20 protein-coding genes and 2 pseudogenes are annotated in these 20,406 nt (G+C 54.4%); 14 read left to right on the top strand and 8 right to left on the bottom strand.

The genetic code is table 11. From position 1 onward, the window contains the following. Nucleotides 1–7: 7 nt before the first annotated feature. The 4 genes and pseudogenes from dnaB (at nucleotide 8) to ahbB (ending at nucleotide 3,041) form a co-directional block, all read left to right on the top strand. Nucleotides 8–1,423 (top strand): replicative DNA helicase, encoded by a 1,416-nt coding sequence (dnaB, locus tag RSDT_RS06670; protein ID WP_231941839.1) that lies wholly within the window; start codon nucleotides 8–10, stop codon nucleotides 1,421–1,423. Nucleotides 1,424–1,590: 167 nt separating this feature from the next. Then, entirely contained in the window at nucleotides 1,591–1,857 is a 267-nt protein-coding gene (locus RSDT_RS06665; RefSeq protein WP_096400204.1) for an RNA recognition motif domain-containing protein, read from the top strand. Nucleotides 1,858–2,017: 160 nt separating this feature from the next. Next, nucleotides 2,018–2,474, top strand: a pseudogene (locus tag RSDT_RS06660) (hypothetical protein); the annotation flags it as partial. Between the two features lie 93 nt (nucleotides 2,475–2,567). Continuing rightward, nucleotides 2,568–3,041 (top strand): siroheme decarboxylase subunit beta, encoded by a 474-nt coding sequence (ahbB, locus tag RSDT_RS06655; RefSeq protein ID WP_096400202.1) that lies wholly within the window; start codon nucleotides 2,568–2,570, stop codon nucleotides 3,039–3,041. Nucleotides 3,042–3,062: 21 nt separating this feature from the next. On the opposite strand, the gene RSDT_RS06650 is transcribed toward ahbB, so the two are convergent. From RSDT_RS06650 to RSDT_RS06640, 3 genes are all read right to left on the bottom strand, one after another. Continuing rightward, nucleotides 3,063–3,341, bottom strand: a complete 279-nt coding sequence (locus RSDT_RS06650) for an ATP-binding protein (RefSeq protein ID WP_096400200.1) — start codon at nucleotides 3,339–3,341, stop codon at nucleotides 3,063–3,065. Nucleotides 3,342–3,428: 87 nt separating this feature from the next. Continuing rightward, the gene (locus RSDT_RS06645) at nucleotides 3,429–4,970 is read right to left on the bottom strand and encodes a lipopolysaccharide biosynthesis protein (protein WP_096400198.1); all 1,542 of its coding nucleotides are present in this window, start codon (nucleotides 4,968–4,970) and stop codon (nucleotides 3,429–3,431) included. 198 nt (nucleotides 4,971–5,168) lie between these two features. Next, nucleotides 5,169–5,774, bottom strand: a complete 606-nt coding sequence (locus RSDT_RS06640) for a TrmH family RNA methyltransferase (protein WP_096400196.1) — start codon at nucleotides 5,772–5,774, stop codon at nucleotides 5,169–5,171. A gap of 151 nt (nucleotides 5,775–5,925) precedes the next feature. Between RSDT_RS06640 and RSDT_RS06635 the strand changes: the two genes are divergently transcribed. Further along, nucleotides 5,926–7,356 carry a sodium:proton antiporter gene (locus tag RSDT_RS06635; RefSeq protein WP_096400194.1) on the top strand — a complete coding sequence of 477 codons (1,431 nt, stop codon included), beginning with the start codon at nucleotides 5,926–5,928 and terminating at the stop codon, nucleotides 7,354–7,356. 76 nt (nucleotides 7,357–7,432) lie between these two features. On the opposite strand, the gene RSDT_RS06630 is transcribed toward RSDT_RS06635, so the two are convergent. The 3 genes and pseudogenes from RSDT_RS06630 to RSDT_RS07960 all read right to left on the bottom strand — a co-directional run bounded on the left by RSDT_RS06630 (nucleotide 7,433) and on the right by RSDT_RS07960 (nucleotide 8,586). Continuing rightward, nucleotides 7,433–7,717: a hypothetical protein gene (locus RSDT_RS06630; protein WP_096400192.1), complete on the bottom strand. Its 285-nt coding sequence runs from the start codon at nucleotides 7,715–7,717 to the stop codon at nucleotides 7,433–7,435. Between the two features lie 58 nt (nucleotides 7,718–7,775). Then, nucleotides 7,776–8,201 (bottom strand): annotated as a pseudogene (locus RSDT_RS07965) (hypothetical protein). A 169-nt stretch (nucleotides 8,202–8,370) separates the two neighbouring features. Further along, nucleotides 8,371–8,586: a hypothetical protein gene (locus RSDT_RS07960; protein WP_408606700.1), complete on the bottom strand. Its 216-nt coding sequence runs from the start codon at nucleotides 8,584–8,586 to the stop codon at nucleotides 8,371–8,373. A gap of 218 nt (nucleotides 8,587–8,804) precedes the next feature. On the opposite strand from RSDT_RS07960, the gene RSDT_RS07600 reads away from it, so the two are divergent. Together RSDT_RS07600 and yedF are read left to right on the top strand one after the other, a co-directional pair. Continuing rightward, complete coding sequence (locus RSDT_RS07600; RefSeq protein WP_269457528.1) at nucleotides 8,805–8,999, top strand: LexA family protein; 195 nt, start codon at nucleotides 8,805–8,807, stop codon at nucleotides 8,997–8,999. Nucleotides 9,000–9,048: 49 nt separating this feature from the next. After that, nucleotides 9,049–9,666, top strand: a complete 618-nt coding sequence (gene yedF / locus RSDT_RS06615) for a sulfurtransferase-like selenium metabolism protein YedF (RefSeq protein WP_096400190.1) — start codon at nucleotides 9,049–9,051, stop codon at nucleotides 9,664–9,666. Nucleotides 9,667–9,744: 78 nt separating this feature from the next. Here the strand turns inward: yedF and RSDT_RS06610 are convergent, their stop codons facing one another. Beyond that, on the bottom strand, nucleotides 9,745–11,325 hold the full coding sequence (locus RSDT_RS06610) for an ammonia-forming cytochrome c nitrite reductase subunit c552 (RefSeq protein WP_096400188.1): 1,581 nt from the start codon (nucleotides 11,323–11,325) through the stop codon (nucleotides 9,745–9,747). Next, a complete protein-coding gene (locus RSDT_RS06605) occupies nucleotides 11,318–11,785 on the bottom strand; it encodes a NapC/NirT family cytochrome c (protein ID WP_096400186.1) in 468 nt (155 codons plus the stop codon). The genes RSDT_RS06610 and RSDT_RS06605 overlap by 8 nt, the downstream gene beginning before the upstream one ends. A gap of 1,076 nt (nucleotides 11,786–12,861) precedes the next feature. Between RSDT_RS06605 and RSDT_RS06595 the strand changes: the two genes are divergently transcribed. The 7 genes from RSDT_RS06595 to RSDT_RS06560 all read left to right on the top strand — a co-directional run bounded on the left by RSDT_RS06595 (nucleotide 12,862) and on the right by RSDT_RS06560 (nucleotide 20,319). After that, nucleotides 12,862–13,551, top strand: coding sequence for an HDIG domain-containing metalloprotein (locus RSDT_RS06595; RefSeq protein ID WP_096400182.1), 690 nt, complete (start codon nucleotides 12,862–12,864; stop codon nucleotides 13,549–13,551). Further along, nucleotides 13,508–14,419, top strand: coding sequence for a D-alanine--D-alanine ligase family protein (locus RSDT_RS06590; RefSeq protein ID WP_096400180.1), 912 nt, complete (start codon nucleotides 13,508–13,510; stop codon nucleotides 14,417–14,419). The genes RSDT_RS06595 and RSDT_RS06590 overlap by 44 nt, the downstream gene beginning before the upstream one ends. A 780-nt stretch (nucleotides 14,420–15,199) precedes the next feature. Beyond that, entirely contained in the window at nucleotides 15,200–15,760 is a 561-nt protein-coding gene (locus RSDT_RS06580; RefSeq protein WP_096400176.1) for an OmpH family outer membrane protein, read from the top strand. Between the two features lie 66 nt (nucleotides 15,761–15,826). Next, nucleotides 15,827–16,294 carry a 3-hydroxyacyl-ACP dehydratase FabZ gene (fabZ, locus tag RSDT_RS06575; protein ID WP_096400174.1) on the top strand — a complete coding sequence of 156 codons (468 nt, stop codon included), beginning with the start codon at nucleotides 15,827–15,829 and terminating at the stop codon, nucleotides 16,292–16,294. 224 nt (nucleotides 16,295–16,518) lie between these two features. Further along, a complete protein-coding gene (asnS, locus tag RSDT_RS06570) occupies nucleotides 16,519–17,883 on the top strand; it encodes an asparagine--tRNA ligase (RefSeq protein WP_096400172.1) in 1,365 nt (454 codons plus the stop codon). A gap of 108 nt (nucleotides 17,884–17,991) precedes the next feature. Then, a complete protein-coding gene (locus RSDT_RS06565) occupies nucleotides 17,992–19,038 on the top strand; it encodes an aspartate-semialdehyde dehydrogenase (RefSeq protein WP_096400170.1) in 1,047 nt (348 codons plus the stop codon). Between the two features lie 603 nt (nucleotides 19,039–19,641). Beyond that, the gene (locus tag RSDT_RS06560) at nucleotides 19,642–20,319 is read left to right on the top strand and encodes an acyltransferase (RefSeq protein WP_096400168.1); all 678 of its coding nucleotides are present in this window, start codon (nucleotides 19,642–19,644) and stop codon (nucleotides 20,317–20,319) included. The last annotated feature ends 87 nt before the right edge of the window (nucleotides 20,320–20,406 follow it).

Genomic DNA, 20,406 nt, shown 5'->3' with positions numbered 1-20,406 from the left:
GCTCGCCGTGGCTTCCTTAAAAGCCGGCACGCGAGGAACAGGTGCGACGGATATTTTGCGTCGCGTGCCGCCGCACAGCGTTGAGGCCGAGCAGGCGGTGCTGGGCGGCGTGCTGTCGCGGCCGAACATCATCAACGCCATTGTGGATACCTTGATTGCCGACGATTTTTATCTGCCGGCGCATGCGATTGTTTTTAATGCCTATCTGGAACTTTATCGCAAAGGCGCGCCCATTGATCTGGTGACAGTGGCAGAGCATCTCAAAAGCCGGGCAGAACTGGAAATCGCGGGCGGGGCCGTGTATCTCGGCGAACTGGCCCAGGCCGTGGTTTCCGGCGCAAACGCGGAATATTATGCAATCATAGTGCACGACAAGGCCCTGCAACGCGGTCTTATCAACGTCTGCTCCGGCATTATCGCCAACTGTTTTGACGCCTCGCGCAATGTGGCCGTCCTGCTGGACGAGTCTGAACAGGCGGTCTTCTCCGTCGCGCAACGCATGACAGGCCGAGATTTCACGACCACCAGAAATCTGCTGAACACCGTTTTTGAAAATCTTTCAAAACTGGCTGACTCGCGGGACGTGGTCACCGGCGTGACCACGGGGTATACGCGTCTGGACAGGCTCACCGCCGGGCTTCAGCCTTCTGATCTGGTCATCGTCGCCGCGCGTCCGAGCATGGGCAAAACGGCATTTGCGCTTTGCATGGCGCTCAATGCGGCGATACGCCGGAATATACCCACGGCGATTTTTTCGCTCGAAATGAGCAAGGAACAGCTCATGCAGCGCATGCTGGCAAGCTGGGGCAAGGTGGATTTGGGCAAATTACGGCGGCCCTCGCTGCTGAACGACGATGACTGGCAGCGCCTGTACCATACCGGGGACGTGCTCTCCAACGCGCCCGTTTTTATTGACGACACGCCCGCCCTCTCCACGTTTGAGTTGCGCGCGCGCGCGCGCCGCCTCAAGACGGAGAAGGACCTCGGCCTTGTTATGGTGGACTATCTGCAGCTCATGCGCGCCGGCCGCCGCAATGTTGATTCGCGTGAACTGGAAATTTCGGACATTTCCCGCTCGCTCAAGAGCCTTGCCAAAGAAATGAACGTACCTGTGGTGGCGCTCTCGCAGCTCAACCGCAAAGTGGAAGACCGCACCGACAAGCGCCCCATGCTTTCGGATTTGCGCGAATCCGGCGCCATTGAACAGGATGCGGACGTTATCATGTTCATTTACCGGGACGACGTGTACAAACACCCGAAGCCCTCTGAGCGGCCGACGGAAGGCCCCGCTGAAATTATTATCGGCAAACAGCGCAACGGCCCTGTCGGCATGGCGGAGCTTCAGTATATTGCGCCGTACACTTCTTTTGAAGACACGGCCCCCGAGAGAATTCCCCTCCCATCCGAAAGTCCGGAGGTCTGAAAACGAGGCCGCGGATGGCTGCTGTGCGATAAAATTATGTTTATTTATGGATTATGGGTTGACTTGTTGCGTGAATCATGCTTCTCTCACACAACGAGCCGCGTGACGGCAATACGTTTTGTCGACAGAACGCGCGGGAGGATTATTTCTTTTTGTGAGGGTTTTACATGTCCAAGTCCATTTATGTCGGGAATCTTCCCTGGTCAGCAAATGAAGAGCAGGTACAGGATCTTTTTGCCGAGCACGGCAAGGTTCTTTCCGTCAAACTTGTCAGTGACAGAGAAACCGGCCGCGCCCGCGGTTTCGGTTTTGTGGAAATGGAGGACAGCGAAGCTGATGCCGCCATTGAAGCTCTGGATAACTTCAGCTTAGGCGGTCGTGCGTTGCGCGTCAACGAGGCAAAGCCCCGTACGCCGCGCGTCCCACGTTACTAGCCACCAGACAGACAGAATACCGAATCGCCCCGGCTCTGCCGGGGCGTTGTTTATCCTTAACCATCTGGTTCTCCTGTCAGATATATATTATTGCTATACAATGCAGATTCTGACAATCAAGTGCGTTTCCCAAGGGGAGGGGTATGCTCAATCCCGGTCAGTGAACTACAGTTTTGAAGGGCATCAGAACAGAGCGCGTGCGCGGCGTACGTGTGCTCACATCGCAGGAACTCACGCTGAAAGACGTCAGCCTGACCTACGTTTCAAAGCTGATGCGCCGCGAATATACACGGGCGCCCCTGTTCCGCAAGGTGCTGCAATCCATCTGTTGGCAGGTCAGCAGCGGCGACCAGATTTTTGTTGTAGGCGCCATACAGCCGGACAACACGATGAAAGGCGGCACAGGCTGGGGGGCGGAATTTGCCAAAATCTGCAACAAGCCCCTTTTTGTCTTCGATCAGGCGCGCAGCTCATGGTTTATCTGGAAGAAGGACGTACAGGCGGCCACAGAAAAGCCCCTCATTGACTCCCCGAAGTTTACCGCGGGCACACGCTTTCTGGAAGACAACAGCCGTCTGGCCATTCATGGCCTTTTCGAACGTTCGTTCATCCGCTGAAAGCCGTTCGCGGTATCGTCTGTATGCTGCAGTTTATGACAACAGCTTATAATCAGTCAAAACTACACCGGGTTCGTCTTTTCGTGGCGCTGCATGAAATTCACTGACACCGAGCGCGCGATTTTGCGCATTGTTCAGACAAACCTTCCGGACTCGCTTGCGCCGTATGCCGATATTGCCCGTGAAACCGGCGTCAGCGAGGCCGACGTGCTTGCCCTGCTGATCCGTCTGAAAGAATCCGGGGCCATACGCCGTTTCGGAGCCAGCATAAAACACCAGAAAACAGGCTGGACGCACAACGCCATGGTGGCATGGAAGGTGAACGAAGCCTTAGTGGACGCCTGCGGCGTTCTGGCCGCGCAACACGATCATATCTCGCACGTCTATTACAGGCCGAGTTCTGCGCCTGACTGGCCGTACACGCTCTATACCATGGTACACGGCCGCAATGAGGCCGAGTGTCTCGGCGTGGTTGAGGAACTTGCGCACACAAGCCCGCTCAGGGAGCACGCTGTTCTGAAGAGCCTGAAAGAGCTAAAAAAAACGTCCATGATCTATTTTGCCTGACACGAAGAATGACGGAAACGGTCAGACCTGCCGTATGTTCCCGTCCGCCACGGCAAACAGCGCCGCGTCCGGCGCGACCCTGCGCAACATGTCTGCCATGTGCGGCTGGCAGGTGAAGTAGAGCATCTGATGGCTTTTGCCGTCACTCCCGCTTGTCAGCGCCGCAAAAGCACGCACCGTGCGTTCAGCCCGCTGCAGATCAAAATTGACCAATATTTCGTCCATAATCAGGGGCAGGGCTTTCGGCACCGGCCGCGTAATTTTGACGCAGGGCCAGATATGCCTGCTCCTGCGCGCCACGGCTCAATGATTCCGGCGCGACGGGCGCACCCTTGTCCGAAACAGCGCGACGCGGTAGATTCTATTTTGGCAGGGCCGGCGGATTTTTCATCCGGCGGATTTTTTCAAGCGTATAAGCAGTTCCCGCAAGTCTTGGCGGGAGAGTCCGAGAAGCGGCGGAAAGGATGCGCAAAGCACAAGTGCAATCAGGCTGTATGCAGCGCCAGACACAAAAAAGCGCCAGATGGAATCCCTCTCCCCTATGCCGAGGGCGATTGTGGCTTCACGGCAGGCATAGGCCGGCAGCAAAAGAAAGGCGAGGCTCCATGCCTGATGGGCGACATTGCGCCAGAAATGGAGCGGAATGAAGCGCGAGGCCAGCCAGAGATACAGGTTGACGGTCAGACACTGCACCAGCACTGTTTTCAGCGCGAGACCCACCGCGCCGAGGTTCAGTCCCCACAATTGCGGCGGAGCGAGAAAAAACCACGCCACGCCGAAGCCGTAAACGCATTCAAGCGCAGCTATGTTGCGCAGCACACTTGTGCGGCCAGTTGCATGAAAGACGGAACCGGCCAGTTGACCATATGCCTGATGCAGGGGATACAACGCCATGATCTGCACGGGCAGAATGGCCGCCGAAAACTGTTCGCCGCCGAAGATGCGCACCATTGCCGGGCCCTCTGCCAGCGTAAAACATGAAAAATACGCCGCCGTCGCATACAAAAGCGGCGCGAAGCGGGTAAGCAGACGTCCCATTGCCTCGCGGTCGTTGTTGCTCCAAGCGATGGAGAGTTCGCGCATGACAAGCGGGGTCATGGCTGAAACAAAAAGAAAACAGGCCATGCTGACTTTTTGGGACAAGGCAAAAAATCCCTGCTCCGCGCTGCCGTCAAACCATTGCAACAACCAGCGCTCAGAGGTGAGCAGCAAAAAAGAGAGGAACATCTGCACAAAGAGCGGGTGGCTGTAATGAAAAAATTCGCGGCGGTAGGCGCAGGTCTGCTCTTTGGTGAGACGAAAGCGTAGCGTCTGATTCCGCACACGCCAGTGCCGTCGGGTGACGAGCCAATACGCGCAGGCCGTGGCGCCCAGCATCAGATATTGCTGCGCAAAAAGCGAGTGAATGTTCAGGTATGAGCCTGCAAAAAGCAGCGCCAGTAGCGCCGCAGAAAACAGGGATGTTGCCGCACGCGCCATTTCCGACGCCACCGTGACGCCGACTGCGTCGTTCATGGAGCGCAGAACCCGCCCCCACCAAGTCAAAAAAGCCCAGAGCGCCGCCGGTGGCGCAAGCCACAAGGGCACACCTGGCATCAGCAGCGCGCCGACAGAAGGCACGAGCATGCACAGTGAGGTGAGCAGGGTTATGGCGGCCACCAGCATGCTTATTCCAGCGTAGAATCCGACAAGGCCGGTTTCGCCCTGACGCCGTGAAAGCGCGTTGTAGAAACAGATGGAGGTACCCATATCCAGAAAGCCGGAAAGATGCTGGAAAAAATTGGTGGCAAAGCTGTAATTGCCGTACATGGCAGGCCCGAGCGAGCGCGGCAGAATGGCTTCCATCACCAGATACACCGGTACGGAAGCCATATTGGCCAAGAGCTTGAAAGCGTAACGGCGGGCCAGAGGAGGTGTGGGATTGCACATGACGGCAGGGTATACGAAATCGGCTAAAGCCAGAAGGATTTTTTAGCGCACTTTACTGTCCACTTTTAGGGAGGGTTAAAACCCCACTTCTTTTTCTTGAACTGTGGCGCCAAACAAAGTGTGAGTTCTGTATCGGCGAAGCCGATGTCGCCGGCTTTAGCTGTCAATTGAGGCCACATGTTTCAGCAGGTGGAGTATTCACTTTTTTAGCCATTCTGCAAGCTTCGCTTTCAGTTCCGTCCCGTTCAGACGGGGGGCGACATACATGCCCGCGGCATCCCGCTGGCGCGCGGCTTCCGCCAGTATAATCGCCGCCGCCACAGAGACGTTAAAGCTTTGTATCATGCCGTACATGGGGATGTAGATTTCTCCGTCGACAAGGGCAAGCAAATTTTCATCCACCCCGCTGTGTTCATTGCCCATAATCACGGCTGTAGGCCGCGTGAGGTTCCAAGCGCGCAGCGGCACGGCCCGAAGAGAGCACGATGTTGCCAGCACCCGCATGGCCTTGCAGCGCAGAGAGCGCAGCAAATCTGCGCTGGTGGAATGGCGGACACTTTCCACCCATTTGCGCGCGGAAGCCGAGCTCTTGCGGCCGAGCACCGGGAAAGGCGTATCCGTGTAATACAGGTGCACGCAGCCAACGCCGAAAGCGTCACAGGAGCGGTATATGGCAGAAACGTTGTGCTGGTCGTGAATGTTTGCCAGCACGAGCGTCAGATCGTATTGACGGCGGCACAGTACTTCGGCCAGACGCGCCTTGCGTCGCGACGTGCGGGATGTCGGCAGAGAAGACTGTTGCATAGTTCGTGTCAAAGTGGCAGAAAAATTTTTTCAGCGCAAGAGCGCGCTCACAGCACAAGGAATTTCCACAAGCGCTGTTTTAACGTAAAAGGGACGAACTGCGCCCTAACGCAGCGTCACGCCTCAAGTCTGTTTTGTCTGGAGTGCGTTTATGTCAAAATACTTTCTGCTGCCCACCGCGCTGTTGTCGGCGCTTGTTTTGTCTTGTGCGGCACTGGCTTCCGGGGGGAATCATCCCTCCATACCCGGCACAGAGCTTTCAGTCGTGTGGGTACTTCCTTTTGCCTGCATGCTGCTTTCCATCGCCGTTATGCCGCTGACACTGCCGCACTTCTGGGAGCATCATTTCGGCAAAATCGCCGTGTTCTGGGGCCTTGCATTCCTGGTTCCCTGTTTTTTCGCTTACGGCTTCTCCGTGGCGCTTTATGTGCTTTTACACACCCTGCTGCTGGAGTACATTCCTTTTTTGATCCTCATCTTTTCGCTCTTTACCGTCGCCGGGGGCGTGCGTCTGACAGGTTCGCTCACAGGCTCGCCGCTGGTCAATACAGGCCTTTTGGCCGTGGGAACCATACTGGCAAGCTGGATGGGAACAACCGGCGCGGCCATGCTGTTGATACGGCCGCTGCTGCGTGCCAACGCCCACCGCAGATACCGTGTGCATTCAGTGATCTTTTTCATCTTTCTGGTGGCGAATATCGGCGGCTCCCTCACGCCGCTCGGGGATCCGCCGCTTTTTCTGGGCTTTTTAAAAGGCGTCAGCTTTTTTTGGACAACAACGCATCTTTTTTTGAAAACATTTTTTATCTCTACTGTTTTATTAACTATTTTTTACATTTTGGACACGGTACTCTTCCGTCGCGAGGGATCTCCCGCGTTGCCGCGCGACCCCGGCAAGGCTGAAGAAAATTTGGGTCTGGACGGCAAGATCAATCTGCTTTTTCTGCTCGGCGTGGTACTGGTGGTGCTTTGTTCGGGACTTGTTCAGATGGGCGAGATCGCGGAAGTGTACGGCGTGCCGATTGAAGGTCAAAATCTGCTACGCGACCTGCTGCTTCTGGCTCTGGCCAGGCTTTCCTGGAAGTATACAGACCAACGCTGCAGAAAAATGAACGGCTTTTCCTGGACGCCTATTGTCGAGGTGGGCAAGCTCTTTCTGGGTATCTTTGTTAGCATGATCCCGGCCATTGCCATTCTGCGCGCGGGCACGGACGGCGCGCTCGCCCCTCTGATCCGGATGGTTTCCCACAACGGAGAACCTGTCAACTCCATGTATTTCTGGCTCACGGGCGCACTGTCAAGTTTTTTGGATAACGCGCCGACGTATCTCGTCTTTTTTAACACCGCCAGCGGCGATGCCGCTCATCTGATGGCCGACACGGGAACACCCCTCGCGGCCATATCAGCGGGTGCGGTTTTTATGGGCGCAAACAGCTACATCGGCAACGCGCCCAACTTTATGGTGCGCTCCATCGCGGAAGAGCAGGGAGTGGCGATGCCGAGTTTTTTCGGGTATATGCTCTGGTCCGTCGGCATCCTAGTTCCGTTGTTCGGCGTAATTACCTGGCTATTTTTTGTATAAAAACGCGCCGACATCTTGTTGCGCACAAGGGCGGCGTGCGCTCACGACGCGGGCTACTTCCCGCCGGAAACAACTTTTATGCCGTGCCGAAACGCAGAGGGGTTTCGCAACTGACCCGAAAAATCTGGACAGAATATTGACGTCTGTTGGTACATAAGGGGCAGGCGTCTGTGACGAGCAGGCAGGAAGCGTCTAGTTCCAGCGGATCAATGCCTGCTTGGGCCAAAATGTGCGTGGCCCGGCCTTCTCCCCACATAATGGGCGCGCCGCAATTACCGCATTCCACATAGAGCAGTTCCGGGTCATAGCCGCGCGGCACAGGCATTCCGCACCCGTGTTTTACCTTTGCTATGTTTTGCATATCTGCCTCCCCGCGGGCGTCAGAGCACCGCGTCCCATTATTATACTATGGGTCATGCCTAGCTGAGAGGATAAGTTCTGAGCATTTGGATCACCAGTTTGTATATCTCCTCTCGCCTAAGATTAAACCTAAATTCGCATTTTTTCAAATGAAAGTAAAAGTGTGTTTTTGTAGCCCCTGAAGCGCACTAAAATACTTTTGATATCCAAATAGTCACGAGGCCCGTCATATCCCCGCCCATTAGAGTGAATGACGCCTTTCAAGTCAACACGACCTCCTCAACCTACGCCGATAACAGGCGATCTCGCCTCACAGCAGCGGGCGATTCTCTCGCGCGCAGCGGCAAGATACCTGTTGACGGTGTTCCGGTTGACGCCAACAATTTCGTCAAGCTGCAAGAGCGTCCAAGTCAACAGCGAACAGCTTCACAATGTGCCTGTCTGTCTCACCAATCTCTTGAATGGGCCGCATACTTGTTTTTTATTGGCATATCTGGCTCGTTAGGCATTTCCTAGCAAGTTGGCCAAGGCATGTCCCATCTTTTGAGCGTGTATCTTTTCTCTCAAATGCGGCAAAATTGCCGCTCTTGTAAAACCGGTACAAAAAGCCTGGATAAAACAGCAGGTTTTTTGTACAGCGTATGCTGTTTTCTTCTAGCAATCTACGGCCACCATGCGCAGCAGTCTGGCAAGCTGATTGGTAAAGCCCGCCTTGTTTGTTGTACAGATCAGAAGCTTGACCATAGTTTTGTCCAGAACCTGTGTGGCTGGTCTTGTTGTGTTGCCGCCCGAGGAACACCTTGAATCTGTAAAGGTAGACGGCGCGAAATTGGCGTACAGTGTGCGCCTCCGCGACGGCGGCAACGGCAACGTGGACAATCCTAGCGATAGTTTTTTTGTCTTTACGACGTGCAAACAGAGCGCGGACTTTTTTAGATGCATCCGCCCTGTCGTTGCAATGTGTGCGGCTTGCTCTTGGCCGGTCTATCTTTTATTAGTACGGGCATGACTGACGCACCGCGAGAAGCAGCCCCCGCAGCCACATTTTTTCTACGGACATCCGGCGATTCCATGATCGGGCGGGAATCATGGACGGCGACCTTTTAATAGTGGATCGCTCGCTGGAAGCTGGACACGGCAGCGTTGTCATTGCCGCCGTCGAGGGAGAACTGACGGTAAAGCACTTGACCAGAAAAAACAGACGCGTCCTGTTTGTCCCGGCCAGCGACGCTTATCACGAATTTGACATAATCGATCAGGAAGACGCTTTGATATGCGGATGATAAAAATGATGTAGGATGAATGTACATTTTATCAGCAAAGGAGCCTTGCATGAGTGAAGTGACCATAAACTGTCAAAATTTGCCTTGTCCGCAGCCTGTTATCCGGGTAAAACAGCAACTGGAAATATCTTCTCCAGACAGCCTTTCCATTATTGTGGACAATGAACCGGCGCTGGAAAATGTCAGCCGTTTTCTTTCCGCACGGGGGTACGGCGTTTCCTGCACACGTGAAAATGGTCTCCTGCGTGTTTGTGCTGCGCTCGACCAATCCGTACACAGTGGCGAAGCGGCCCAACAGCCCGTAAAGCAACAGGCGGCCGATCAGGAACCGACAAAAATTCTTGTCATGATTATCTCGCCGGTGTTTGGTTCAGGGGACGATATTCTTGGCGAAAAACTCATGAAAAATTTTCTCTCCACCCTGCCTGAAATGGGGGATTCCCTCTGGCGCATTGTTCTGCTGAACGGCGGCGTTACCCTTGCTGCTGAGGGAAGCCCCGTGCTGGCGGAACTGCAGACGCTGGATGCGCAAGGCGTCAGCATTCTTGCGTGCGGCGCATGCCTTGACCATTTCGGCTTGCTCGCCAAAAAAGCAGTCGGACAGACCACCAATATGCTGGACGTAGTGACAGGCATGCAGTTGGCGGACAAAATTATCAAAATTTAGCGGGATGTTGTACCACAAAGAAGGCTTCCGGCTCTCAGCAGCCCCCGCAGGAGCGGGGGCTGCTGAGGCTGCAACAGGTTATTTCGCCGTCGCTTCGGATGTCAGGCGGATTTGTCCGTCCCACACCTGCGGAGCTGCGGGAAAAGGTTTCAAGAGTTTGAGCCATGGGTGGTTCTGCAAGTGCTCGGGAGACTGCATCAGCTTACGGCTGTGTTCCAGAATGGGCGGTACGATTTTTTCAATATCGCCCGAGATGGCGGAAGAAATGCCGTAATTCGTGGCTTGCAAAGCCAGATCAACGGCAATCCGGCTGCTTTCCATAGATGTCGCCAGAGTGTCCAAGGATTTTGCGGGATTGTGGAAGCCTACGCTGTTTTCCGCGGAGACATAGTCCCAAAAAAGCTGACCTTTGCGCACCATTTCAACAGCCTGTTTCATGAGCGTGTCATAGTCTGCCGCGCTGTCGCCCGCGTAAGCGCCGGCAAGACGCACGGCCTCATGCGCCTTGACAGACAGGGCTTCAGCCTTGATCAATTGGTCAAAAACCTTTTTCTGTGAATAAATCACACGCGCGCGCAAAAAGTCTGCCGTCTTGTCGGCATGGCACTGTCGGCAGGCGCGCATTTCCTGATCTTTCAAGGGTGACGTCATCCAATGGCTGGAAATTTTTTTGCCGGCCACACGCTGGTACTGCATGTGGCAGTCGGCACAGGCCACTCCTGCAGCACCGTGCGGACCGTCAACAAACATTTCATAGTCAGGGTGCTGCATCTTGATGATGGGCACGCCGGATGCAGCGTGTTTGAAGTCGACAAAGGGGCCGGTTTTGCCGGACGCGTCCTTGGCGCCGTGGCCCATGTAGTAACGGTACATGTCGTCAGCGCTCATGCCTTCGTCCCAAGGGAAGACCGGCTTGGCCGCCGGACCGTTGTCCTTGTGGGTAAAGTAATATTCCGAATGACATTGGGCGCACACAAGGCTGCGCTTCTCATTGCGTGAAATTTTGTTCCAATCTTGATTTGTGCGCTTCAGCCAGTCTTTGAGGGGTTCGGAATACAGGCGCAGTGCCATGTTTGTGGGATTATGACAGTTCGCACAATTGATGGTCTCGTCCATGCCGCTGATTTTGTCGGCAGCGCGAAATTCGTTGGCATCCATACTCCATAGTTTGTCGCCGTATTGCTTGTACCAAGTCATCATCTTGGGCGTTTTGCAGTTCCAGCAGGTGGCCGGCATAAGAGCCTTGCCGTCAGCACCGTAGCGGTTCAGGCGATCTATGTTGACAAAATCCTCAATCGCATACGTGTGCCCACGGGCTTCGTTGTATTCAAAACTGAAGGGATAGCCGAGCCACAGATTCTTCAAATAGGGCTGGGCGTGCTTGAAGCCATGGGGCGGGGGATTGATGTTGTCATTTTTGTGATAGGCAATAGAACCTTTGTAGTCTGTCATCACCTGGGTTTCATTGTTCTTTTGATAAGATGCGTATTCCTTGGGGAAGGCGGCTTTAAAAGCCGACATGCGGGTTTCGTCTTCCTTAAGAACGGTTTTGTACACAGGCGCTTTCAAATCTGTTTTGACATCGTCACAGGCAGAGAGCAGCGCCGCTCCCAAAAGAGCGACAGCGGCCGTCGCGAGGTTGACAATTCGCTTATTCATACGCTACCATCCTTGTACTCAAGGGCTTTTGACGCATGTGCGCCACATTACGGTGACACTCAGTACAATAAAATTTGGCGTCCATAGCTGCCCCCGTTACATTGGTCTGCGCATGGCAAGACTTGCAGTTTTCATTCACCACCGCGCGTATCGTCGAAGTGGCCGGGCAAGACAAATCTTTGCCGGACTGGTTCGCCAGAAAATCATGCAGGCCTGCCTGCGCCTTGAACTGAAGTTTGGCAAGCAGATTGTGGGGGGCGTGACATTCATTACAGGCGCGGTCGGCGTGCGTGCCCATTTTGTGGGTTACAGCAGCCTCCTGCATGAGATGACAGCTCGCACAGAATGAACGTTGATCCGTAGTCGTCATGCCGTATGCCAGAACGCAAAAAAACGCTACGCCCACCGCAACGCCGCTTAAGAGACATTTGAGCGCGAGGCCATTGCGGGGTGATTCCATAAAACCTCCTTTATTTTATCCTCGTTTTCAAGGAAGAGTTTGACGATTTAAAGCTCATGACCCCGCTTTTTTGTGGTCAGTTTACCTGTTTGGGGGTTGTCGCGCAAGTTATTCTGAACATGTTTTCAGCGAGGATGAAGAGCCGCGAAAGGTCAACGGCTGTTGCCTGATGGCCGTCTGCTGCGGCCCCGCAGCAGAAACGCGAGCCGCAGCCGACCACAGACGGCGCGTGACTTTAAATGCGCCACCGGCGAGAAATCAGCCCATAAGAATCTGGGTGTAATTGGCCTGCGCTTTAAAAAAGAAGACTCCGGCGTAATCTCTTTAGTCGAGACATCGCGGTAAAGGCTTCCAATGGCGGAGATATCATTCAGAGTATGAGGCAATGCCCCAAAGCGGCCGATTGAAGCAGACCGCGATTATACAAGCAAAGCGCCGTCATTGGGAAGAGCAGGAGCATAAACTTTCCCATCTGGCAAAATATGGCCGCTCCCTTGTCACTTTCACCCGTTATTGTCTGAAAATCAAACAGCGCGAGGAATTACGGCAGCTACGGGGAGAAGCCAGGCGGCGCAGAGAAAAGCGACCCCGCTTTGCAACGTGGTTACATTCTTATGGGATTGCACTGCAGGCCGAATAGTGCGGTGTTCAGCGACAACTCAAAAAAGAAGACAACTACTACTGCGCCTTTGAAATCCTCAACTTGGCAAATAGGAACGTCAGCACTAACTATGTGACGTAAAAAAGGAATCCGCTTTTCTTGGCCTGATTCTGCGGACATATCGTGCTGAAAAAATGGAAGGCTTTACCACCCTTCACGGCAAAAAAGCTGGGCGACTAGTGGGAAAACCCGGCCAAGGGCAAAGATCTTCAAAGATTGGTCGATTGATTGGGAGCTATAGCGCGGATATCATCATGGCACTGTTGAAATTTTCTGTAATAATTCCATATAAATGGAACAGTATTCGATACCGTCAGTTCAAAAATCCTTGACTCGGAGAGCGGGTCTATACATGCCATAAAGAAGCCGGGACTTCCCCTTGCCTTCATTGTGCGGCAATGGCATAATTATACTTATGAATACAGAAGCGCAGCTATGGCACTGGACCTTTCATGCGCCCCTTTCCAACCTGACGCCCCCGGACAGGTTGCGGAGAACGGCAAGCCGCCCGCCCACGTCCTCTTTCGCGCCGTGCGCGTCCGTTCCAGATGACGAGGCCTGCTTCGCCCTGTGGCGCAAATACGGCATGCTGGACAACGTGTGGCGGCACTCGCTGCTGGTGGCCCATATCGCGACAACACTGGCCGAACGCGCGGCGAAGCTCGGCATTGCCGTCAACGTGCCGGAAGTGCGCGCGGCGGCCCTGCTCCACGATATCGCCAAAACCTATTGTGTGCGGCACGGCGGTAGCCACGCCCAGCTCGGCGGCGGGTGGGCCGTCGCGGAAACACGCAATTACGCCGTGGCGCAGGGCGTCATGCTGCACGTTTGCTGGCCTTGGCCGCTGCCGGACGGCAGCGGCCTCTGTTCTCTGCCGTTTTTTATCATCTATGCGGACAAAAGAGTACGGCACGACCAGTGCGTCACGCTGGAAGAACGTTTTGAAGATCTGCTCACGCGTTACGGGCACAGCGAGGCGTCGCGGCAGGGCATCCGCGTATCCTTTGAACAGGGACAAACCATTGAACGCGTCCTGTCGGCGCAACTGGAATGCGGGCTCCATGAAGATTCTTTTGATTGCGGGCGGCTGGTCCCACGAACGTAAAATTTCGCTTTCCGGCGCGCGCGACATAGAAAAAACCCTGCTCTCACGCGGCCACAGCGTGACCTTTTTTGACCTCCTGACGGGCTTTGACCAACTGCTGCACGCCGCGACCGAGCACGAATTCGCTATGATCAACCTGCACGGGGCACCGGGCGAAGACGGCCTTGTCCAGGCCATGCTGGACACAGCGAATTGCCCCTATCAGGGCACAGGCCCGGCGACCTCTCTTCTGGCCCTACACAAGGCCGCAGCAAAACAGATTTTCCGTTATACGGGCCTGCCCACGCCGGACTGGGAATTTCTGCCCCGTCCGCCGGATGCGTGCTGGAACCCGCGCCTGCCCTACCCGCTCTTTGCAAAAAGCAATACCGGCGGTTCCTCCCTGCTGATGGGCCGCGCTCGCAACCGTGCGGAGCTTGACGCAAGGCTGGCGGAAATTTTTTCGGCTGGGGACGAAGTTCTGCTCGAACCGGAACTCCGCGGCGTGGAAGTCACCTGCGGCGTTCTGGAAGAAAACGCCCTGCCGCCCCTTCTTATTGAGCCGACGGCTGGCGACTTTTTTGACTATGCAAGCAAATACGCCGCAGGTGGAGCGCGCGAAACCTGCCCGGCCCCCCTGCCCGAAGTGACGACAGCCGAAGTGCGGCGGCTGGCGCTGGCGGCCCACAGGGCATTGGGTCTCACAGGCTACAGCCGAGCGGATTTTATTTTGACGGACAACGGAACTCCGACGCTACTCGAAGTCAACACCCTGCCCGGAATGACGGCCACAAGCCTTGTGCCCCAAGAAGCGGCGGCTCTGGGCCTTGATTTTGGCCGGATGCTGGAAAAGCTCATCAAGCTCGGCATGCGACGCAAAAAAGCCTGAACAAGAGAGAACACGCGACCATACTACGCGTCGTCTCATCCTCGCCTTTTTCATCTGCCTGTTCGCCGCAAACAGCTCAGATGGCATGACCCTAATTTCAAGCAGTACCTGCGCAGTTTGCAAACATCCCGGTCTTGTGCTCTTCTTGCCATAATACCCCTTGATATGGCATAAAGCAGACAGATGCCATGATGGTTTTCAGTCGTTCCCGGTTGGCTGTCTGCAGCGGTGAAATCAGGAGTGTGCCGTGATATGAGATCTGTCCGAAAAAATCAAAAGACGATCTTATGTCAAATTTTTTGCCGCTGCTGCGCCCCACAGTGTAATGTCCACTGGGCACCCCTAGAATGACCGGAACGCGGTATATAGCACAGTGTAACCAAGTGAAATTTCTCGACATTATGATAAAAATATCCCCGTTTGCCACAATGGACAAATCGCTGGCCCAGCGGGAGAAATGGACTATTGCGCGCTACGGCATGTACTCGTCGAAAATTTTCAGAATACAGCCTTAGCCGCCTTTCCATGTGTTCATTGGCGCGCACATGCCCGCTGTGCTGCTGCAGCTCGGCTATTGTCTCGCTCTGGCAGAAGGTCTTGCCGAAGGCATTCTTACCTACAAAAATAATCTTTAAAGTCATGTCATGTTTTGTACAGAATTTCTTGACGTCTGAAAGCCCCGATGCTATGTGACAATAACTCGCCGCATTTCCATAATGCCGACATGATCTGTTCGCAGGGACAAATGAAAATTTCAGCAATCGGGGAAGGAGAATTTTCATGCGTAATGTTGTGTTGACTGCCCTTGCGGCCTGCATGCTCATTGCTGGCGCGGCCTTTGCCGTTGATGAAAAAACTGTGCCGACGGCAAAAATCGGCGTTGTAGACATGCAGACTGTCGCCACAGAGAGTGACCCTGCACAAGCCGCAAAAAAACAGATGGAAGAGAAATACGGTGAAGAACGTAATACATTGGAAAAACAAGGTGAAGACCTGAAGAAAAAAGCGGGGTCGCTCAAGAGCCCCAAAACCAGTGAAGAGAAAAAACTGGAATTTATTCGCGCAAAGCAGGATCTGGATCAAAAAACACGAAATTTCCTGCGCAAGGTGGAACAGGATGAAATCAAGCTGCGCCAGGACATGGTAACACTGGTTTTCAGCGCCGCATACGAAGTGGCCCACGCTAGAGGCTTCAACTTTGTGGTTGACGTCACGGCTGGCGGCGTGCTGTACGCTGAACAGGCAATGGACCTGACGCAGGACGTACTGGTTAAAGTCAACAAGCTCTATAAGGAAAAATCCGCCAAAAAAGAAAACAAAAAGAGCGACGATAAAAAATAATTGACGATCAGAACGCTGCCGAAGGCCTCTCGACCCGTCAGGATCGGGAGGTTTTTCCTTTTCAAGATGTGTCCTGTGTCTGAAACAAGTTATCCATCTATGGACATTCAACAAATTCTCCGTCTGCTACCGCACCGCTACCCCTTTTTGCTGGTGGACAGAGTGGTGGAATGCGTGCCCGGCTCACACATCAGGGCGTATAAAAATGTCAGTCTGAACGAGCCGTTTTTTCAGGGGCATTTCCCTGGCACGCCCATCATGCCGGGCGTGCTGATTCTGGAGGCGCTCGCCCAGACGGGAGGGATCCTTGCGGTTTCGGGTCTCGGTGCACTGACGGACAAATTGCTTTTTTTCACAGGTCTTGACGGCGTAAGATTTCGCCGTCAGGTAGTTCCCGGCGACCGCCTTGACCTCACATGCGACAATATGCGTATGCGTCTTAAACTGTATAAAATGGACGCACGCGCCTTTGTGGACGGCAAACCGGCCGCTGAGGCGAAAATCACGGCCGCCATCGCTGACAGAACAAAATGAATATCCCACCTGCTAAAGCATGTGGACTCAATTAGCAGTCAAAGCTGGCAACATCGGCTGCGCCGATACAGATCTGTGTAACTTCACAGCCTTTGCAAAATGAAAATTTTTTATCTGATGCACACTTTGTTTGGCACCACAGCCCAAGAAAACAAAATGCTGAAGCTGCCGTCTGAAGGCAGGGGTTTTACCCTCCCAAAGTGGGACGATAAAGGCAACGTTCCATGCAGAGAACACTGATCGTGGACGCCCTGAACGCGGAAAAAACGCAGGACAACATTGTGCTCTGCGGTTGGGTGCGCACGCGCCGCGACCTCGGCGGATTTTCCTTTGTAGAGATAAACGACGGCTCCTCTCTTGCTAACATGCAATGCGTTATCGCTCATAACAGCGAGGCGTACACGGCTTTCGGCACCGCCAATACGGGCGCAGCGCTTTGCGTGACGGGCGCACTCGCGCCCTCGCCCGGCAAAGGACAAAAATGGGAAATGCAGGTTCAAAGCATTGCCGTGTTCGGCCTCGCTGATCCGGAAACCTTTCCACTGCAGAAGAAACGCCATTCAGACGAATTTTTGCGCGGCATTGCGCATTTACGGGCTCGAACAAACAAATACGGGGCCGCATTCCGCATACGTTCCGAGGCAGCACACGCGGTACACGTTTTTTTTCACCAACGTCGTTTTGCCCTTGTGCACACGCCTGTGCTCACTGGCTCGGACTGTGAGGGGGCGGGGGAAATGTTTCGCGCCACAGCCCTGTCGCCAGACGAGGAGAGCGCGGGAAAAGATTTTTTCAATCGTCGCTGCCATCTGACTGTTTCAGGCCAACTGGAAGCTGAGTCACTGGCCATGGGGCTTGGACGGGTCTATTCTTTCGGTCCCACGTTCAGAGCCGAAAAATCCAACACGCCGCGCCATGCTGCCGAGTTCTGGATGATTGAACCTGAAATAGCCTTCGCGGATATTGAAGACATAATGGAACTTGGCGAAAGCCTTGTCCATCATGTCATAGACCATGCGCTCACGCGCTGTGAGGCGGATGTGCGCTTGTTCGACAATTTTGTTGATAAAGGCCTTATGGACAGATTGCGCGGCATGATCGCCAAATCCTTCGCGCGCGCATCTTATGCCGAAGCCGTCGCCATTCTGGAAAGCAGCGGGCGGGACTTTATATTCCCAGTAGTCTGCGGCATGGACCTTCAAATGGAGCACGAACGCTATCTGACGGAAGAACATTTTCACCGGCCCGTCATTGTGTACGACTATCCAAAAAAAATCAAAGCATTCTATATGCGCGCGAATGACGACAACGAAACCGTGGCGGCCATGGACATACTGGCCCCGCGCATAGGCGAGCTTGTCGGCGGATCCCAGCGTGAGGAACGTCTGGACAAGCTCGCCGCGCGCCTTCGCGAACTTAGTCGGAATCCGGACGACTACTGGTGGTATCTTGACCTGCGGCGCTTCGGCAGCGCGCCGCACGCCGGTTTCGGTCTTGGTTTTGAACGCCTGCTCATGTTGCTCACCGGCATCGCCAATATTCGCGACGTGATCGCTTTTCCCCGCACGCCCGGCAGCTTGAAGTTTTAGGACACGCGCACCACGTTCGTGAACCGCCCTGCTTGACGGCGGCGTGCCTGAATCCGCCCGTTGCGAATTATAGATATTGGATATATTATAATCTCCAAGGAGATTTTCATGAAAAAAACATTGACAGTCGCCGTGGTGGGAGCTACGGGCGCCGTGGGGCGAGAAATGCTGAACTCGCTGCACAACCGAAAATTTCCCGCGACAACAATACGTGCCTTTGCCTCAGCCCGCTCCGCCGGAAGCCGCATTCCCTTCGGCGATGCGGAATTGACGGTAGAAGAACTGAAAGAAGACGTTTTTACCGATATTGATCTGGCCCTTTTTTCCACGGGAGAGGCGACGTCGCTGCAGTTTGCGCCGCACGCAGTCAATGCCGGCTGTGTGGTGGTGGACAATTCCGCCGCTTGGCGCATGGACGAGCACTGCCCCTTGGTGGTGCCGGAAGTCAACGCCTGCCATCTTGCAGCCCACATGGGTATTATCGCCAACCCCAACTGTTCCACCATACAGATGCTCGTGGCGTTAAAACCTCTGCACGACGCGACGGCAATCAAACGCATCGTGGTTTCCACCTATCAGGCCGTATCCGGTACAGGTCAAAAAGGCATTGAAGAACTGGAACGTCAGGTGCGCGATCTGTTCAATGGCCGCGAGCCGGAAAACAGCGTCTACCCGTATCGAATCGCTTTCAACGTGCTGCCGCATATAGATGTTTTTCTAAAAAACGGCTACACCAAAGAAGAAATGAAAATGGTCAACGAAACTGTAAAAATTTTTGGAGACCCTTCGGTAAAAGTCACGGCCACCTGTGTCCGCGCACCTGTTTTTTACGGACATGCCGAATCCGTCAACGTGGAGACAGCCAAAAAAATTACGGCCAAGGATGCCCGCATCATGCTCTCTCAGGCACCCGGTCTTATGGTATATGACAATCCGCGGGAAAAAATGTACCCGATGCCAGCGTATGTCGCAGGCGAAGATCCTGTGTTTGTGGGACGCATCCGTGAGGACGAAAGCATTGAGAACGGACTGAATATGTGGATTGTGGCCGACAACGTGCGCAAGGGAGCGGCACTCAACGCCGTGCAGATTGCCGAAGAGCTGCTCCGGCGTGATCTGATCCGCGTGCCGGGCACAAACGTATTTCTGCAATAGCCGACCGGACAGGACAGCCTGCCTTTGAAAGAAGCATCCGTCTGCTTGCTGATTTTTTGCGACAAGAGACGGACAATCGGCAAGAGACTGCGCTCACGCCGACGCATCCGTCTGCGGCACATACGGGAGCAAAGCAGGCCATTGCTCAAGCGCTGGCCGGAAGGCGAGCAACTCTCCCATTGCTGCTGTGTGTGCAGGCCACATGGCTCCAACCCTCTTCTCCCACGCGTTTTTTTATGCACCCCGTCACAAAAGCAAATCAACAGCAAGACAATGCAGACGGCGCATAAAATTATGCAGTTCGGAATATGTTGCCGCCTATTTCCATCCTGGTTCAAAAAGATGACTGTCTCCGACGTTCTGGACGACGAAACCGCCCGACTTTCCAGCAACATCCTGCGATAGGACACAGCCTGTCTTTCAGATCAGGGGCCGCCTTTGCAAGGCGGGAGCGGTTTTGTCCGCAAAATCAGCTCACAGAATTTGAAATCGCCGACTACGCTTTTTAAATGGGCATAGAAAATCATTACACGCCCTGTCCGCGATGCGGTCACTTACTTCGTCAGGCGGCAACTGCTATAACAAACTGTGAGAGATTGTACTATGCTAACACTGCTACGCAAAGCCCTGCAACGTGATTTTACACTTGCCGACGCGGCAAGCTTTATCTGCCTTGAAAACATGCGCGTCTTCGGTGTATTGTGGGGCACAGCGCGCCTGCGCTGCAAGGCCGCCCTTTTTGGCGTCCATGTCGGCCCCGGTACACGCGCTCACGGCCCTGTGGGCTTGTTGCGCTGGCCGGGAGGAACCATACGTATAGGCGCGAACGTGAGCCTTATTTCTTCCTGGCGACGGGGCACAGCCGCCACACTTGCCGCGCCCGTACGCCTGAGAGTGTTCGGCGACGACGCAAGCATTGAAATCGGCGACGGCGCGCAGTTGAGCGGCTCCTCAGTCACAGCGCGGTCAACCAGCATCATCATCGGGCGCAAGGTTCTGCTCGCGCCCAATTGCATCATTGTGGATTCGGATTTTCACGCGCCTTGGCCGCCTGAAAGTCGCACGGACAGCCCCGGATACGAGAACGACGCGCGGGTTGTAATCGGCGATTACGCGTGGATCGGCATGAACTCGCTGATTTTGAAAGGCGTGACTATCGGCGAAGGGGCCATTGTGGGCGCTGGCAGCGTGGTGACCAGTGACGTACCGCCATATTCCGTCGTTGCCGGAACTCCCGCGCGCGTGCGGCGACACAGAACGAAGAAATTTTCACCTTTGTGATGTTTTTTAATATTTTTACCAAACAAAAACAATGGATCTAGATGATTAGTCCCAAAGTAAAATGGGGGTATCAACATTAAATCTGTC

Source organism: Candidatus Desulfovibrio trichonymphae (assembly GCF_002355955.1).
In the GTDB taxonomy this organism is placed as follows: Bacteria; Desulfobacterota; Desulfovibrionia; order Desulfovibrionales; family Desulfovibrionaceae; genus Desulfovibrio; species Desulfovibrio trichonymphae.
This window is presented reverse-complemented; position numbering and strand designations above follow the sequence as displayed.